Source organism: Aeromonas sp. QDB68 (assembly GCF_027707405.1).
Lineage (GTDB): Bacteria > Pseudomonadota > Gammaproteobacteria > Enterobacterales > Aeromonadaceae > Aeromonas > Aeromonas caviae.
Genome location: NZ_JAPCIQ010000009.1, coordinates 44,642 through 60,485, shown reverse-complemented (window position 1 = coordinate 60,485; position 15,844 = coordinate 44,642). Strand labels below are relative to the sequence as shown.

16 protein-coding genes and 1 other RNA gene are annotated in these 15,844 nt (G+C 61.1%); 13 read left to right on the top strand and 4 right to left on the bottom strand.

Annotation, left to right across the window (positions count from 1 at the left end; translation table 11 throughout):
- Window positions 1-2: 2 nt before the first annotated feature.
- The 4 genes from PG892_RS05120 to PG892_RS05105 all read left to right on the top strand — a co-directional run bounded on the left by PG892_RS05120 (window position 3) and on the right by PG892_RS05105 (window position 3,096).
- Window positions 3-1,220, top strand: a complete 1,218-nt coding sequence (locus PG892_RS05120; protein ID WP_010675853.1) for a cytochrome b — start codon at window positions 3-5, stop codon at window positions 1,218-1,220.
- Entirely contained in the window at window positions 1,217-1,951 is a 735-nt protein-coding gene (locus PG892_RS05115) for a cytochrome c1 (protein WP_039040484.1), read from the top strand. The genes PG892_RS05120 and PG892_RS05115 overlap by 4 nt, the downstream gene beginning before the upstream one ends.
- 87 nt (window positions 1,952-2,038) lie before the next feature.
- Window positions 2,039-2,668 (top strand): stringent starvation protein SspA, encoded by a 630-nt coding sequence (gene sspA / locus PG892_RS05110; RefSeq protein ID WP_039040485.1) that lies wholly within the window; start codon window positions 2,039-2,041, stop codon window positions 2,666-2,668.
- Window positions 2,665-3,096 carry a ClpXP protease specificity-enhancing factor gene (locus PG892_RS05105; RefSeq protein WP_270825195.1) on the top strand — a complete coding sequence of 144 codons (432 nt, stop codon included), beginning with the start codon at window positions 2,665-2,667 and terminating at the stop codon, window positions 3,094-3,096. Before sspA ends, PG892_RS05105 begins: the two co-directional genes overlap by 4 nt.
- Before the next feature lie 43 nt (window positions 3,097-3,139).
- On the opposite strand, the gene dolP is transcribed toward PG892_RS05105, so the two are convergent.
- Genes dolP through PG892_RS05085 form a run of 4 tightly spaced genes read right to left on the bottom strand, consistent with a single transcriptional unit; the run spans window position 3,140 to window position 6,426 of the window.
- Window positions 3,140-3,718: a division/outer membrane stress-associated lipid-binding lipoprotein gene (gene dolP / locus PG892_RS05100; protein WP_010675849.1), complete on the bottom strand. Its 579-nt coding sequence runs from the start codon at window positions 3,716-3,718 to the stop codon at window positions 3,140-3,142.
- A 4-nt stretch (window positions 3,719-3,722) separates the two neighbouring features.
- Window positions 3,723-4,313 carry a D-sedoheptulose-7-phosphate isomerase gene (locus PG892_RS05095; RefSeq protein ID WP_010675848.1) on the bottom strand — a complete coding sequence of 197 codons (591 nt, stop codon included), beginning with the start codon at window positions 4,311-4,313 and terminating at the stop codon, window positions 3,723-3,725.
- Between the two features lie 9 nt (window positions 4,314-4,322).
- On the bottom strand, window positions 4,323-4,718 hold the full coding sequence (locus PG892_RS05090) for a YraN family protein (RefSeq protein WP_080770042.1): 396 nt from the start codon (window positions 4,716-4,718) through the stop codon (window positions 4,323-4,325).
- Complete coding sequence (locus PG892_RS05085) at window positions 4,636-6,426, bottom strand: penicillin-binding protein activator (RefSeq protein WP_270825194.1); 1,791 nt, start codon at window positions 6,424-6,426, stop codon at window positions 4,636-4,638. Before PG892_RS05085 ends, PG892_RS05090 begins: the two co-directional genes overlap by 83 nt.
- Window positions 6,427-6,625: 199 nt before the next feature.
- On the opposite strand from PG892_RS05085, the gene rsmI reads away from it, so the two are divergent.
- The 9 genes from rsmI (at window position 6,626) to mraY (ending at window position 15,842) form a co-directional block, all read left to right on the top strand.
- Window positions 6,626-7,459, top strand: a complete 834-nt coding sequence (gene rsmI, locus PG892_RS05080; RefSeq protein ID WP_042864839.1) for a 16S rRNA (cytidine(1402)-2'-O)-methyltransferase — start codon at window positions 6,626-6,628, stop codon at window positions 7,457-7,459.
- A gap of 62 nt (window positions 7,460-7,521) precedes the next feature.
- Window positions 7,522-7,908, top strand: an RNA gene (rnpB, locus tag PG892_RS05075) — RNase P RNA component class A.
- A 447-nt stretch (window positions 7,909-8,355) separates the two neighbouring features.
- Window positions 8,356-8,814 (top strand): division/cell wall cluster transcriptional repressor MraZ, encoded by a 459-nt coding sequence (gene mraZ, locus PG892_RS05070; protein WP_270825193.1) that lies wholly within the window; start codon window positions 8,356-8,358, stop codon window positions 8,812-8,814.
- Window positions 8,815-9,753, top strand: a complete 939-nt coding sequence (gene rsmH / locus PG892_RS05065) for a 16S rRNA (cytosine(1402)-N(4))-methyltransferase RsmH (protein WP_042015088.1) — start codon at window positions 8,815-8,817, stop codon at window positions 9,751-9,753.
- Between the two features lie 3 nt (window positions 9,754-9,756).
- Complete coding sequence (gene ftsL, locus PG892_RS05060; RefSeq protein ID WP_010675842.1) at window positions 9,757-10,071, top strand: cell division protein FtsL; 315 nt, start codon at window positions 9,757-9,759, stop codon at window positions 10,069-10,071.
- On the top strand, window positions 10,068-11,834 hold the full coding sequence (locus PG892_RS05055; protein ID WP_010675841.1) for a peptidoglycan glycosyltransferase FtsI: 1,767 nt from the start codon (window positions 10,068-10,070) through the stop codon (window positions 11,832-11,834). The genes ftsL and PG892_RS05055 overlap by 4 nt, the downstream gene beginning before the upstream one ends.
- A 95-nt stretch (window positions 11,835-11,929) precedes the next feature.
- Window positions 11,930-13,414 carry a UDP-N-acetylmuramoyl-L-alanyl-D-glutamate--2,6-diaminopimelate ligase gene (murE, locus tag PG892_RS05050; RefSeq protein ID WP_039040490.1) on the top strand — a complete coding sequence of 495 codons (1,485 nt, stop codon included), beginning with the start codon at window positions 11,930-11,932 and terminating at the stop codon, window positions 13,412-13,414.
- Complete coding sequence (gene murF / locus PG892_RS05045) at window positions 13,411-14,766, top strand: UDP-N-acetylmuramoyl-tripeptide--D-alanyl-D-alanine ligase (RefSeq protein WP_216944755.1); 1,356 nt, start codon at window positions 13,411-13,413, stop codon at window positions 14,764-14,766. The genes murE and murF overlap by 4 nt, the downstream gene beginning before the upstream one ends.
- A complete protein-coding gene (mraY, locus tag PG892_RS05040; RefSeq protein WP_010675838.1) occupies window positions 14,760-15,842 on the top strand; it encodes a phospho-N-acetylmuramoyl-pentapeptide-transferase in 1,083 nt (360 codons plus the stop codon). The genes murF and mraY overlap by 7 nt, the downstream gene beginning before the upstream one ends.
- Window positions 15,843-15,844: the final 2 nt, after the last annotated feature.

The following is a 15,844-nucleotide window of genomic DNA, read 5'->3' as shown; positions in this document are numbered from 1 at the left end:
CCATGTTTGCCAAACTCATGGGCTGGATCGATGATCGTTTCCCGCTCACGGCCATGTACAACGACCATATGGCCAAGTATCCGGCGCCCAAGAACCTGAACTTCTGGTACTTCTTCGGCTCGCTTGCCATGTTGGTGCTGGTCAACCAGATCATCACCGGCATCTGGCTGACCATGAACTACAACCCTTCGGCGGAAGGTGCCTTCGCTTCCGTGGAATACATCATGCGGGATGTGGATTATGGCTGGCTGCTGCGTTATATGCACTCCACCGGGGCATCCGCCTTCTTCATCGTGGTTTACCTGCACATGTTCCGCGGCATGATCTACGGCTCTTACCAGAAGCCACGGGAACTGCTGTGGATCTTCGGCATGCTGATCTTCCTGGTGCTGATGGCCGAGGCCTTCATGGGTTACCTGCTGCCCTGGGGGCAGATGTCGTTCTGGGGGGCCCAGGTCATCATCTCGCTGTTCGGTGCCATCCCCGTTATCGGTGACGATCTGACCCTGTGGATCCGGGGGGACTATGTCATCTCGGGTGCGACCCTGAACCGCTTCTTTGCGCTGCACGTCATCGCTCTGCCGCTGGTACTGGTGATGCTGGTGGCCATGCATATCCTGGCGCTGCACGAAGTGGGATCCAACAACCCCGATGGCATCGACATCAAGAAGCACAAGGACGAGAACGGCTGGCCACTGGATGCGGTCGCGTTCCACCCCTATTTCACCGTGAAGGACATGATCGGGGTAGCCGGTTTCCTGTTCTTCTTCTGTGCCATCATCTTCTTCAAGCCGGATATGTGGGGCTATTTCCTCGAGAAACCGAACTTTGAGGTGGCCAATGGCCTGAAGACACCGGCGCATATCGCTCCTGTCTGGTACTTCACCCCCTTCTACGCCATCCTGCGTGCGGTGCCTGACAAGCTGCTGGGGGTCATCATGATGGGCCTCTCCATCGTGGTGCTGTTCCTGTTGCCCTGGCTGGATCGTTGCAAGGTGCGCTCGGTGCGTTACCGCAGCACCCTGCACAAGCTGAACATCGCCCAGTTCGTGGTCTGCTTCATTATTCTGGGGGTGCTGGGCGTGCTGCCATCAACCCCGACCCTGACGCTGATTGCACAGCTCTGTACTCTGGGTTATTTCGGATTCTTCGTCCTGTTGTTCTTCTACAGCAAGAATGAGAACACCAAGCCGCTGCCGGAGAGGGTGACATTCAAATGAAAAGAATAATTTTTGCAGTGCTGGCCCTGCTGCCTGGTCTGGTGTTGGCCTCTGGCGGTGGCTTCCCCCTCGACAAGGCGGAGTACGATCTGAGTGACAAGGCATCCCTGCAACGGGGGGCCGCCACCTTCATGAACTACTGTGCCGGCTGTCACTCCACCCAGTACCAGCGTTATAACCGGGTGGCGGCCGACATCGGCATTCCGGACGATCTGATGAAGGAGAACCTGGTCTTCACCGGTGCCAAGATCGGCGATCTGATGAAGAGCGCCATGTCCGAGAAGGATGCTGCGCGCTGGTTCGGCGCGCCGCCCCCCGACCTGACCCTGGTTGCCCGGGTGCGTGGTGCAGACTGGATCTACACCTATCTGCGTTCCTTCTACGTGGACGAGACCCGTCCATTCGGGGTGAACAACGCCGTCTTCCCGTCCGTGGGTATGCCCCATGTGCTGGAGCCGTTGCAGGGGACGCCCCGCGCCGAGTTCGAGACGCACACCCTGGATGGCGTGGAGATGCAGCAAGTCGTCAGCATCAAATCTGACGGCAACGGTGAAATGAACAACGAAGAATATGATCAGACGGTACTGGATCTGGTAAACTTCTTGGTCTACTCGGCTGAGCCGGTGCAGCAGGAGCGCGAACGCATGGGCTTCTGGGTACTCGGATTCATCGCTATCTTCTTCATCTTCACTGTGCTATTGAAGAAGGAATTCTGGCGCGACGTTCACTAAGCGACCAGATCGGAGTAATATGACGCACGGCAATGAAGACAGACATGCTTCATTGCCGTTTCTGCTTTTTAATGACGGGAGGGTTCAATGGCTGTAGCTGCCAATAAGCGTTCGGTAATGACGCTGTTTTCCGGTGCCAACGATATGTTCAGCCATCAGGTGCGTATTGTCCTGGCGGAGAAGGGTGTTAGCGTGGATATCTGCCAGGTTGATCCTGCCAACCTGCCGGATGAGCTGGCCGAGCTGAACCCGTACAACACTGTACCGACTCTGGTGGATCGCGAGCTGGCGTTGTACACCTCGCGCATCATCATGGAGTATCTGGACGAGCGTTTCCCGCATCCGCCCCTGATGCCGGTTTATCCGGTCGCGCGCGGCAACAGCCGTCTGATGATGCACCGCATCGAGCTGGACTGGTACTCTCTGGCCGACAAGATCATGGCGGGCACCGATACCGAAGCCGCCCGTGCCGAGTTGCGCGACAACCTGCTGGCCATCGCTCCCATCTTCGGCGAGATGCCCTACTTCATGAGCGAAGAGTTCGGTCTGGTCGACTGCTACATGGCGCCGTTGCTGTGGCGTCTGCCGAGCCTGGGCATCGATTTCACCGGCCGTGGCGCCAAAGAGCTGAAGGCTTACATGGTACGCCTGTTCGAGCGTGAATCCTTCCAGGCTTCCCTGACCGAGGCCGAGCGCGAGATCCGTGCCGGCGTATGAGCATGGAACCGACAATGACACCCAGTCGCCCGTATCTGCTGCGGGCGTTTTTTGACTGGTTGCTGGATAACGATCTGACTCCCCATCTGGTGGTCAATGCCAATATTCCCCATGTGATGGTACCGATGCAGTTCGTGCAGGATGGCCAGATTGTTCTGAACATCGCCCCCCGGGCCGTGGGCCAGTTCCACATGGACAATGACGCTGTCAGCTTCAGCGCCCGTTTCGGTGGCGTATCGCAGCAGGTCTATATCCCCATGGCGGCCGTACTGGCCATCCATGCCAGAGAGAACGGAGTGGGGACCCTGTTCCCGCCGGAGCTCGGGTATGACCTCTGGCTGGAACAGGCACAGACACCCACGTCGGTTGACCCCGAGCCGGAACCACCGCGCCCGAGCGGTCGCCCGACTCTGAAAGTCATCAAATAAAAAACGCAGCCTGAAGGCTGCGTTTTTTCATCCTGCCAGATGGTCAATTCTGGGCAAACTCGAAGGCTTTGATCACCTGCTTAACGCCGCTGACGTGGCGGGCGATTTCCACGGCTTGATCCCCTTCCTGGCGGGTGACCAACCCAATGAGGAACACCTCGCCATTCTCGGTGACAACCTTCACCTTGGCGCTATCGAAGTTCTTGGTGCCCAGCATGTCGGCCCGCACCTTGGAGGTGATCCAGGTGTCATTGCTGCGCACGCCGATACTGACTGGTTTGCCAAGGCGCAGCTCGTTGTAGACATGGCGAACCCCTTCAATCCGGCTCACGATTCTGCCCGCTTCCTGTTTGTAAGCGTCAGAGGGTGTCTGACCCACCAGCAGCACACGGCCGTTGTTGCTGTAGACACTGATCTTGCTGGCGGCGCTCAGGGGCTTGTTGTCGGCCAACAGGTTGGCGGCTTTCAGCTCTATGGTCTGATCGTCCCACTGGGCACCCAGGGTGCGGCGATCGCCGCTCGCCTTGGCGGTGCCAGCCGCGCCACCGACCACCACGGCAGCACAGCCTTGCAGCAGCAGGACGCCGGTCAGCAGGGCAAGAGCGAGAATAGGCTTCTTCATGGTTTCAGTCTTCCTGTTGCGGGAAAAGTGTCTGGTCGATGAGATCACAGAGACAGTGCAGGGTCAACAGGTTCACTTCCAGAATACGAGGACGGCGAGCGGAAGGAACGCGGATCTCCACGTCATTGGGGCCCAGCAGACCGGCGATCTCTCCCCCGTCTCCGCCACCGAGAACAATGATGGTCATGTCGCGGGAGAGGGCGGCCTCCGCAGCCTTGATCAGGCTGCGGCTGTTGCCTGTCGTGGTGATGACCACCAGGATGTCGCCTGGTTGTCCCAGAGCACGTATCTGTTTGGCATAGACCTCTTCGAAACCGTGATCCGTGGCGATGGCGCTGATGGTCGCCATGTCGGGCGTCAGGGCGAGACCGGGCAGGGAGGGGCGAGGAGTTTCATAGCAGTTCACCAGTTCGGAAATGAACAGCTGTGCCAATGCTGAGGAAGGACCATTGCCACATGCCATCACCTTGTGGCCATTGAGCAGGCAGATGGTCAGCATCTGAGCTGCCGTATGGATGGCATCCGGCAGTGCTTCGGCGGCGGCTATCTTGGTCTGGATGCTTTCGGTGTAATTCTCTTTGATGGGATCAGTCATGGGGTCCTCTTAAAACGCGTTCTGGATCCAGTCCGGCTGGTCGCCCTCGAACGCGATCACATCGAATCGACAGGCCTGGTTGGCCTCATTGATGGCATGTTGCTTGAAATAGTGGCGCGCGGCCAGCACGATCTTGTGCTGTTTGCGCCGGGTGACCGAGCTGGCGGCTCCGCCATGGGTGGCGTTGGCGCGATATCTCACTTCAACGAACACCAGGGTCTCTCCCTGGCGCATGATGAGATCGATCTCGCCGCCACGGCAGCGGTAGTTGCGGGTCACGGGTTGCAGGCCGCGGGCCTGCAACCAGCGTTCCGCTATTTGCTCAAAGTGTTGTCCCTTGCTCGTCGCTGCCGACGGCAACAGGTTCAACCACTGCTGGTGAAGTTGTGTCAGTAGCCTCTTCATGAGTCGCATCCTCCAGCTGGGGGGCGGCGCTGTCGCTGACCAGCTTGCCATTCTGGTAGGTGGCCCAGTCCAGCATGCGCACTATGTTGCCCTGGGGATCCACGCTCAGCTGGCCACTCATGCCGGGTTGCTGCATGGCATTGACCTTGCGCATTTGCGGCAGGTTGCCTGCCAGGCTGACGGCATCGTAACCGAGGGCGAACAGGCGCAGCAGGTCGCCCTGGGTCTGGGGCCAGAGCAGGGCAATCTGTTCACGCTGCGTCTCGAAGCCACCCAGCAGCAGTGGCATGTCGGAGATATGCATACCGTTGAGCTCGGATGCTACCTCGGTCGTCCCACCGTCGTATCCCCGCGAGCTGCTGTAGATGGGCAGGCTGCCCATGGGATTGACCGAGATGTCCACATAGGGCTTGATCATCCGGGTCTCCAGGCTGTTGGCCACCACATAGACGGCGTCGATGCTGCGCGGCGCAGCATCGGACAGCTGGACAATCTCCCCGGCTCGAGCCGTGGAACGGCCGCTCAGAGCGTTCTTGACCATGCCCTGCACTTCGTTGCGTGCCCCGAAGGTGGCAACCACGGGCTTCTCCTGGCTGACGCCGGCCCAGGCCTGTTCAAACGCCTTGATACTGCTGTAGCCAATCCGGCCTTGTGCCGCGATCAGCAGCGGCTTGCGGTAGCCCTGACCATAGAGGTACTGGGCAGCCTGGCTCGCATCGGCAGCGGCGGAGAGCGAGAAATAGAAGGTATTGTCGTTGACGATTGGCTTGTCCAGCTCGTTGAGCGCCAGCACCGGCACGGTCGGACTCGACTTGAGCAGCTCCTCCACCTGATCCTTGAGCAGGGGGCCGATGATCATGTTGGCCCCTTCCTGAATGGCCTGCTTGTAGAGGTCCCCCATCGCCTTGCCCTGGGTATCGTAGAAGTTCAGGGTGAACTGGCTCTGATTTTCCTTGTAGGACATCAACATGCCGTTGCGGATGGCGGCGCCCTGGGCTTCCAGGTTGCCGGAGAGCGGCAGGAAGACGGCGATCTGCTGCAGCGAACCGTTGTCCGTGATAGCGAGATCCCCAAGGCCGGCCGGCATGTCGCTCTGGGCAGGGTGGTTAGGGAAGCTCTGCTTCCAGCCGGCAAGCTGGCGGGCCAGCTGGCTCGGCTGTGCCCCGAATTCGTTCACCAGTGCCGCAAGACGCAGCCAGCCGGTGGTCACATCGGGAGCTGGCTCCTCTTCGAGCGCCTGCAGGGTGGAGGGGGTCATGCTTTTCAGCAGCGACCAGATCTGCTGGTGATTGGTGGCCAGCTCATTCTTGGCCAGATAAGGTTCCAGCAGGATCAGCGACTTGGCCGCGCCAAACTTGTTGTTGATGTCGAGCTGCAGCACCACGCGCTGGCGGTACCAGTCCTTCTGGGTATCGGCATCCAGCACCACATCCGGCTTGCCTTCCAGCAGGATCAGCGCCTGGTTGGCGTTGCCCTGGGCTAGCAGCAGGTGTGCCTGCAGCAGTTGCAACTGCGCCTGCTGCACCGGGCTCTTCGCCTGCTTCTGCAACTGCTGATACAGGGCGGCAGCCGGTTTGGCCTGGCCGAGCGCCAGATAGCTGCGCGCTGCCATCATCTGCCACACGAAGGCCTCTGCCGGTTTGGCGGGATCCACCTGCTCCAGATACCACTGGGCATTCTTGGACAGATCCGAGAAGGCTGACGGCATGCCGGGTTGTCCGGAAGATTGATTGGGCTCCGACGCACAGGCGGCGAGCAGGACTGCCGCGAGTAGGATGCCGAAGAGTCGTGATACACTTAGCTGCTTTATAACCCGGTTCAAGTTCATTCCCCGACCAGTGTTGAAATTCTCCATAGTGTAAACGGGCCAATATGGCGACACAATTGTCGGGACACTCGGAGCTCCCATGAGTGACATCCCAACCCTGTATATAGTCCCCACTCCGATCGGCAATCTGGCCGACATCACCCAGCGAGCACTGGACGTGCTGCGCAGCGTCGATCTGGTGGCCGCCGAGGATACCCGGCATACCGGGATCCTGCTCAGCCACTACCAGATCTCGGTATCGACCTTTGCCCTGCACGATCACAACGAGCAGCAAAAGGCGGATGTGCTGATCGCCCGCATCAAGGAGGGCAAGAGCGTGGCCCTGGTCTCCGATGCGGGGACGCCGCTCATCAGCGACCCCGGTTATCACCTGGTCACCCGTTGTCGCGAAGCCGGGGTCAAGGTGGTGCCGCTGCCCGGTCCCTGCGCCGCCATCACGGCGCTGTCCGCCGCCGGCCTGCCCACCGACCGCTTCGCCTTCGAGGGTTTCCTGCCGGCCAAGGCCAAGGGGCGGGATGATCGCCTGCAAGCCGTCATCGAAGACACCCGCTCTCTGGTGTTCTACGAATCGCCGCGCCGGGTGCAGGAGACGGTTGAAGCGATTGCTCGCATCCTTGGTGAGCGCCAGGTGGTGGTGTGCCGCGAGCTGACCAAGACCTTCGAGTCCATCCACGGTCTGCCCGCCTCCGAGATGCTGGCCTGGCTCGGAGAGGACGATAACCGTTGCCGCGGGGAGATCGTGCTGGTGGTCGCCGGTGCCAGCAAGGTGGATGACGAGTTGCCTGCGGAGGCGATCCGCACCCTGGGCCTGCTGGTCAGCGAGCTGCCCCTCAAGAAGGCTGCAGCCCTCACCGCCGAGATCCACGGGGTGAAGAAGAACGCCCTCTACAAATACGGTCTCGAGCACTATTAATTGCCGTAAACCGGAATTGACGGTTTACCCCGTCCGTCTCGCGAGGCTATAATCCGCGCCTCGGAGTTGGCTGGGCAATCGCTGCTTCGTCGTTGTGTCCCTCGGGACAGACGGGCGGAGGGGAGGAAAGTCCGGGCTTCACAGGGCAGGGTGCCAGGTAACGCCTGGGGGGCGCGAGCCTACGACCAGTGCAACAGAGAGCAGACCGCCGATGGCCCGCAAGGGATCAGGTAAGGGTGAAAGGGTGCGGTAAGAGCGCACCGCGCGACTGGCAACAGTTCGTGGCACGGTAAACTCCACCCGAAGCAAGACCAAATAGGCCCCTATTGGCGCGGCCCGCGTTGGGGGCGGGTAGGTTGCTTGAGCCAGCGAGCGATTGCTGGCCTAGAGGAATGATTGCTACCCGGGGCAACCCGGTACAGAACCCGGCTTACAGGCCGACTCCGACCTCTTTCCTGAAGAGCCTTGCGATTTATCGCAAGGCTCTTTTTATTAACCATAAAGTACTGCCTCGGTTGACTCGTGATATTTACTGTTGGGCTAGCTATGTTTAACAAATGTATTTTATATCAATCTGTTATGTGGAATTTTTCCATGTTCTGAATATCGTGATGGCGCTGGAGAAGCGCGGCCTGTATGGCTGATGTTTATTCGTGCAATTTGTCAGTTTTTTAATTGCTGAAAATTAATCGAGTTGCGGGTAACACAAATAACTTGTGGAAAATCAATTCATTTAATCGGTAGTCCCATCACGCTGCGTCAATATGTTCCCCATGCCCGAGATCCTTGCTTGAAAAGCCCCCTGCTCGTCCTTAAACTTCATGGTGGAGAAAAGTGGATCAAAGTGGTTTTATTGGGCATCTAGCCCCCATAACTCACCTTTCGGGGACTGCAATTTGTTGCGTGGCGCTCACGCCATCAGCCTGGACAGCAAGGGGCGGTTGGCGATTCCGACCAAATTTCGTGATTGGCTGCGCGACGAGTGCAACGGCCAGCTGGTCTGCACCATCGACATCGCCCATCCCTGTCTGCTGCTTTATCCCCTGAATGAATGGGAAGAGGTGGAGCGCAAGCTGAAGACCCTTTCCAGCACCAACCCGGCAGAACGCCGCCTGCAGCGTCTGCTGCTCGGCCACGCGGCCGAATGCGAACTGGATGGCAATGGCCGTCTGCTGCTCAGCCAGCCGCTGCGCAGCCATGCCGGGCTAGACAAGAAAGTCATGCTGGTGGGCCAGCTCAACAAATTCGAGCTGTGGGATGAAGCCCGCTGGCAACAACAGATCAACGACGACATCCTGGGCCTGCCCGAGGACGACTGGGCAAGTTCACCACGACTACAGGATTTTTCTTTATAAATGACCCAAGCCGCTGAACATATCACAGTGCTGTTGCACGAAGCCGTCGAAGGGCTGGCCATCAAGCCGGACGGTATCTACGTCGACGGTACCTTTGGCCGGGGTGGTCACTCTCGTCTCATTCTCCAGCATCTGGGCCCGAACGGCCGTCTGATCGCCATCGACCGGGATCCCCAGGCCATTGCCGAGGCGGCCAAGATCCAGGATCCCCGTTTCGAGATCGTGCACGGTCCCTTCTCCGGCATCACCCGCTATCTGACCGAGCGCGGCCTGCTGGGCAAGGTCGATGGCTTCCTGCTGGATCTCGGTGTCTCCTCCCCCCAGCTTGACGATGCCGAGCGTGGCTTCAGCTTCATGAAGGACGGCCCGCTCGACATGAGAATGGATCCCACCTCCGGTCAGAGTGCCGCCGAGTGGCTGGCCCGTGCCGATGTGGACGACATCGCCTGGGTGCTGAAAACCTTCGGTGAGGAGCGCTTCGCCAAGAAGATTGCTCGCGCCATCGTGCACGATCGGGTGACAGAGCCCTATGTGCGCACCCGCCAGCTGGCGGAGATGATTGCCCGGGTCAACCCGAGCAAGGAGAAGGGCAAGCACGCGGCGACCCGCAGCTTCCAGGCCATCCGCATCTACATCAACAGCGAGCTGGACGAAATTGAAACCGCCCTCAACGGTGCGCTGGACGTGCTGGCTCCTCACGGTCGTCTCTCCGTCATCAGCTTCCACTCTCTGGAAGATCGGCTGGTGAAGCATTTCATTCGAAAGCACGAGAAAGGTCCGGAAGTACCCCACGGGATCCCTCTGACCGAAGCCCAGCTGGCCGGTGGTCGCAAGCTGAAGTCGATCGGCAAGGCGCTCAAGCCTTCCGACCACGAGGTCAATGAAAACACCCGGTCCCGCAGCTCGGTGCTGCGGGTCGCAGAGCGTCTTGCGGAGTAAACGATGAGCGACGTGCGCGTTCACCTCGCTAGGGAGATCGTTGCGGATCTCTGGCGCCACAAGTTGCAGGTCCTGTTGACCGTCGCCGTGCTGGTCACCGCCTTTGCGGTGATCCTGGTGACCAACATGACCCGGGGTCTGACGGCCAAGCAGAACGATCTGATGGCGGAGGAGGACAGGCTCAACATCGAGTGGCGCCACCTCTTGCTGGAACAGGGCACATTGGCTGAGCACTCCCGGGTGGCGAGTCTGGCCATGGACAAGTTGCAGATGGCTCGTCCCCTGGTGACCACTGAAAAGGTAATTACACAACCATGACACGCAAGGCCGCCACCAAGGCTCCGGCAAAGGACAAAGCCAAGGCGAAAGCACCCTCACTCTACCCGTGGCGCTTTCGTACCCTGGTTTTCTTCATCGGCATCGCGTTTGCGGGGCTGATCCTGCGGCTGGCCTGGATCCAGGTGATCGATCCGGACAGACTGCGCCAGGAGGGGGACATGCGCTCCCTGCGCACCACCTCCACCCAGGCGGTGCGCGGCATGATCACGGACCGCAATGGCGAACAGTTGGCGGTATCCGTGCCGGTCGAAGCGGTCTGGGCTGATCCCAAGACGGTGCACGAGTCCGGTGCCATCCACAACGAGCGTGCCTGGCTGGCACTCTCCGCCGTGCTCAAGCTCGACATCAACACCCTCAAGCATCGCATCGCCAACCCGAGCAAGCGCTTCGTCTATCTGCAGCGGCAGGTGACGCCTGCGGTGGCCGAGTACATCAAGGGGTTGAAGCTGGGGGGCATCTATCTGCGCCCCGAGGCGCGCCGTTTCTACCCGACCGGCGAGATAAGCTCCCACCTGGTGGGGGTGACCAACATCGATGGCAGCGGCATCGAGGGGATTGAGCGCAGCTACAACGAGTGGCTGACCGCAACCCCTGGCGAGATGAGGGTGCGCAAGGACAGGCAGGGCCGCGTCATCGAGCGCCTGGGCCTGGTGAAAGAGGGCAAGCACGCCAACGATCTGCAACTGAGCATCGATCAGCGGGTGCAGGCGCTGGCCTATCGCGCCCTCAAACGGGCTACCGACGAGAACAAGGCCACCTCCGGCTCCATGGTGATGTTGGATGTGAAGACCGGCGAGGTGCTCGCCATGGTCAACACCCCCTCCTACAACCCGAACAACCGCGGTCAGTACCAGAGTTTCCGGGTGCGAAACCGGGTGGTGACCGATACCTATGAGCCGGGCTCCACGGTCAAGCCATTGATTTTGCTTAGTGCCTTGCAAGCCGGTGTCACCAGCTGGAAGGACTTCATCCCGGGCGGCCCCCTCTTCATCGGGGCCAAGCAGATCCGTGACGTGAGTATCCACAAGGCGACCAACCTGTACGACATCCTGCGCTACTCCTCCAACATCGGCATGTCGCGCATCGCGCTGCGGATGCCGGCCCAGGAGATGATCAACACCCTGAGCATGGTGGGCTTCGGCATGGACACCGGCAGCGGCCTGATGGGGGAGAGCAGCGGCATGCTGCCCCAGCGTCGCCGCTGGTCCGACATCGAGCGAGCCACCCTGTCGTTCGGTTATGGTCTGCGAGTGACCCCGCTGCAGCTGGCCTCCGCCTACGCCACCCTGGCCAACAAGGGCAAGCGGGTTCCGCTCTCCATCATCAAGGTGACCAAGCCGCCCAAGGGTGAGCAGGTCATCGATCACAACAACGCCGCAGCCATGTTGCAGGCGCTGGAGTACGTGGTCAGCAATGCCATTCCCAAGGCCCAGATCCCCGGTTATCGGGTCGGTGGCAAGAGTGGTACCGCCAAGGTGGCCGTGGCTGGGGGCTATGGCAAGGACTACATGGCCTGGTTTGCCGGTTTCGCGCCGGCCAGCAATCCCCGTTTCGTCATGGTGGTGGTGATCAACGAGCCCAAGGGGGATGCCTACTACGGCGGTGCCGTGGCGACCCCGCCCTTTGCGGAGGCCATGGGAGGCGTGTTGCAGCTCTTCAACATCCGTCCCGATGCGATCCCGCCCGAGGTACCCGCCAAGCTTGCCCGCACGGAGGCCAACAATGGCGCACCGCGTACTTGACGGGCATCCGGCTTTTTCCATCGGCCCCGCTGCTGTCGGGGCGTTTTCCATGGCGTGTACGAGCGCCCGCATTCCCGCATTTTCGGAGGCTTCCCATGCCGCCCCGCACACTTGATCAACTGATGAGCCGCTTCGGCATCGATGCCCCGGCGCTTTCCCTCACCGATCTCCAGCTCGACAGCCGGCGGGTCGGTCCCGGCTCGCTCTTCGTGGCGATTCGTGGCCATCAGGTGGATGGCAGGCGCTTCATCGAACAGGCGGTGGCTCAGGGAGCAACCGCCGTGCTGTTTGAGGAGGACGGAGAATTCGTCCCTCCGGCGACCCAGATCCCCTGCATCGGCATGAGGGATCTTCCCGCTCGTCTCTCCGAGCTGGCCGGTCATTTCTACGGTCACCCTGCGCAAAAGCTGCAACTGGTGGGCATCACGGGCACCAACGGCAAGAGCACTACGGCCCTGCTGGTGGCCAACTGGCGCACCCTGCTGGGGGGCAAGGCCGGGGTCATGGGCACCATAGGCAACGGTCTGTTTGGCGAGCTCATCGAAGCAGAGAACACCACGGGCAGCGCGGTCCAGGTGCAGGCCAATCTGGCCGCCTTGCAGCAGCAGGGGGCCGATCTGGTGGCGATGGAGGTCTCCAGCCACGGTCTGGTGCAGCATCGCGTGGCGGCCCTGCCGTTTGCCGCGGCAGTCTTCACCAACCTGAGCCGGGATCATCTGGACTATCACGGCACCATGGAGGCCTATGCCGCCGCCAAGGAGGAGCTGCTGAAGCTGGTGGATGAGCCTTGCGCCGTCATCAACGCCGATGACCATCTGGGACGGCAATGGCTGGCGACCTACCCCGGTGCGGTGGCCTTCGGGGTTCATGGTCCGATTGAAAACCATGCTGGACGACAACTGACGGCGCAGGATCCCCATTTCCACCAACAAGGTTTTGATACGCGCATTAACTCCAGCTGGGGGAATGGTGTATTATCCGCCCCCTTGCTCGGCCGCTTCAACGTCAGCAACGTGCTGGGCGCCATGGGCGCCATGCTGGTGCTCGGCTACGACTTCGATGACCTGCTGGCGACGGCCCCCAGACTGCAACCGGTGACCGGTCGCATGGAGTGCTTCGGCGGTGGCGATGCGCCGCTCGCCGTGGTCGATTACGCCCACACCCCGGATGCGCTGGAGAAGGCCTTGCAGGCCCTGCGGGTGCACTGTCACGGCCGGCTCTGGTGCCTGGTGGGTTGTGGTGGCGACAGGGATCGCGGCAAGCGTCCCATGATGGCTGCCATGGCGGAGCAGCATGCGGACTGCGTGATCCTGACCGACGACAATCCCCGTACCGAGGAGCCGGCCCGGATCATGGCCGACATGGTGGCGGGTCTTCGCGATCCCGGCGCCGTGCAGATTGAGCACGACAGGACCAAGGCAATCCAGCTGGCACTGAGCCAAGCGAGCAAAGAGGACATCATCCTGGTGGCCGGCAAAGGCCACGAGGATTATCAGATCATTGGAACCGACAAGCGGCACTACAGCGATCGGGAAACCGTCGCAGCCGCCTTGCACACATTAATGGAGTCATTCAAATGATGACCCTCAGGCTTGCCGACCTGGCGCAGGTGCTCGATGCCCGTCTGATCGGGGGCGACCATGAGATCACGGCGGTCAGCACCGACACCCGTACCCTGGGCGCGGGGGCGCTGTTCGTAGCCCTGCGCGGCGAGCGTTTCGACGCCCACGATTTCTGCGACCAGGCGGTTGCCGCCGGCGCCAGTGCCCTGCTGGTAGAGCGCGAATTGCCGCTGGCCATTCCACAACTGGTGGTGGCCGACACCCTCAAGGGGCTTGGGCGTCTGGGCAGGCTGGTGCGCGAGCGCATCAATCCGAAAGTGCTCGCCATCACAGGCAGCTGTGGCAAAACCACGGTGAAGGAGATGGCGACGGCCATCCTGCGCTGTGAAGGGGAGGTGCTGGCCACCGCCGGCAACTTCAACAACGAGGTGGGGGTGCCGCTGACCCTGCTGCGCCTCGAGCCGCAACACCAGTTCGCGGTGATGGAGCTGGGAGCCAACCACCCGGGCGAGATCGCCTGGACCACGTCGCTCGCCAGACCCGACGCCGCCATCATCAACAACGTCGCTGCCGCGCACCTGGAAGGCTTTGGCTCCCTGGAAGGGGTGTTCCATGCCAAGAGCGAAATCTTCGAAGGGTTAGGCGAGGGCGGCACTGCCATCGTCAATGCCGACAACGAGTTCTGGCCGAAGTGGCGTGAAAAGGGCATCCAGTGCGCCTTCTCCCTCCAGGATCAGCGTCAGCCGTTCCACGCCCGCGACATCGTGCTCAACGAGCAGGGTTGTGCCGGGTTCGTGATGGTGACGCCCCAGGGAGAGCTGACCCTGACCCTGGCCATTCCGGGTCGCCACAACGTGGCCAACGCCCTGGCTGCCGCCGCCGGGACCCTGGCCCTGGGCGCATCGCTTGCGTCCGTCAAGGCGGGACTGGAGCAGATGGCGCCGGTCAAGGGCCGTTTCTGCGTGCAACGCTGGGGTGGCCTCACTCTGGTGGATGACACCTACAACGCCAGCGTGGAGTCCGTGCTGGCGGGTATCGATGCCCTGACCGCCATGAACGGCTACAAGGTGCTGGTATTCGGTGACATGAAAGAGTTGGGTGAGGAGTCCGCCGCGCAGCATGCCCGGGTCGGACACCACGCCCGTGAGCAGGGCCTCGATGCCGTGCTGACCGTAGGGGAACAGAGTCGCCACACCGCAGATGCCGCGGATGGCCGACATTTCGATAACAAGGCGTCGTTGTTTGAAGTGCTTGCGCAAATGATAAAGACACATCAGGAAATTTCGATTCTGGTCAAGGGCGCCCGTGGCTCCCGCATGGAAGATATCGTCGAGATGGTCAAGGGCCATCAGGAGTCAGCCACATGCTAGTCTGGCTGGCGGAACTGCTCACCCCGCACTTCACCTTCTTCAACGTCTTCTCCTACCTGACGTTTCGCGCCATCCTGTCGATCATCACCGGTCTGGTGGTGGCGCTCTGGATGGGGCCGCGCCTCATCCGTCGCCTGCAGATCATGAAGTTCGGCCAGGTGATCCGCAACGACGGTCCCGAATCCCACCTCAGCAAGAAGGGCACCCCGACCATGGGCGGCCTGATGATCATTGCCGCCATCTTCACTTCTGTGCTGCTCTGGTGCCGCCTCGACAACCCCTATGTCTGGCTGGTGCTGTTCGTGCTGGGGGCCTATGGCGCCATCGGTTTTGCCGATGACTATCTCAAGGTGGTGCGCAAGAACACCGACGGCCTCATCGCCCGCTGGAAGTACTTCTGGCAGTCCGCGGTCGCGCTGGGTGTGGCGGTGTTCCTCTACGCCACGGCCACCCACGATGGTCAGACCCAGCTGGTGGTGCCCTTCCTCAAGGATGTGATGCCCCAGCTCGGCCTGATGTTCATCCTGCTGACCTACTTCGTCATCGTCGGTACCTCCAACGCGGTCAACCTGACCGATGGCCTGGATGGCCTCGCCATCATGCCCACCGTGATGGTGGCGGGGGGCTTCGCCCTGATCGCCTGGGCGACCGGCAACGTCAACTTCGCGAACTACCTGCACATTCCCTACGTGCCCTACACTTCCGAGCTGGTGATCGTCTGTACCGCCATCGTGGGCGCGGGCCTGGGTTTCCTCTGGTTCAACACCTACCCGGCCCAGGTCTTCATGGGGGACGTCGGTTCCCTGGCTCTGGGCGGCGCGCTCGGTACCATCGCGGTGCTGGTGCGTCAGGAGTTTCTGCTGGTGATCATGGGGGGTGTCTTCGTGATGGAGACCGTCTCGGTGATCCTGCAGGTCGGATCCTACAAACTGCGCGGCGTGCGGATCTTCCGCATGGCCCCCATCCATCACCACTATGAGAAGAAGGGCTGGCCGGAGCCGCGCGTCATCGTGCGCTTCTGGATCATCACCCTCATGCTGGTGCTGCTTGGCCTCGCCACCCTGAAGGTGAGGTAAGC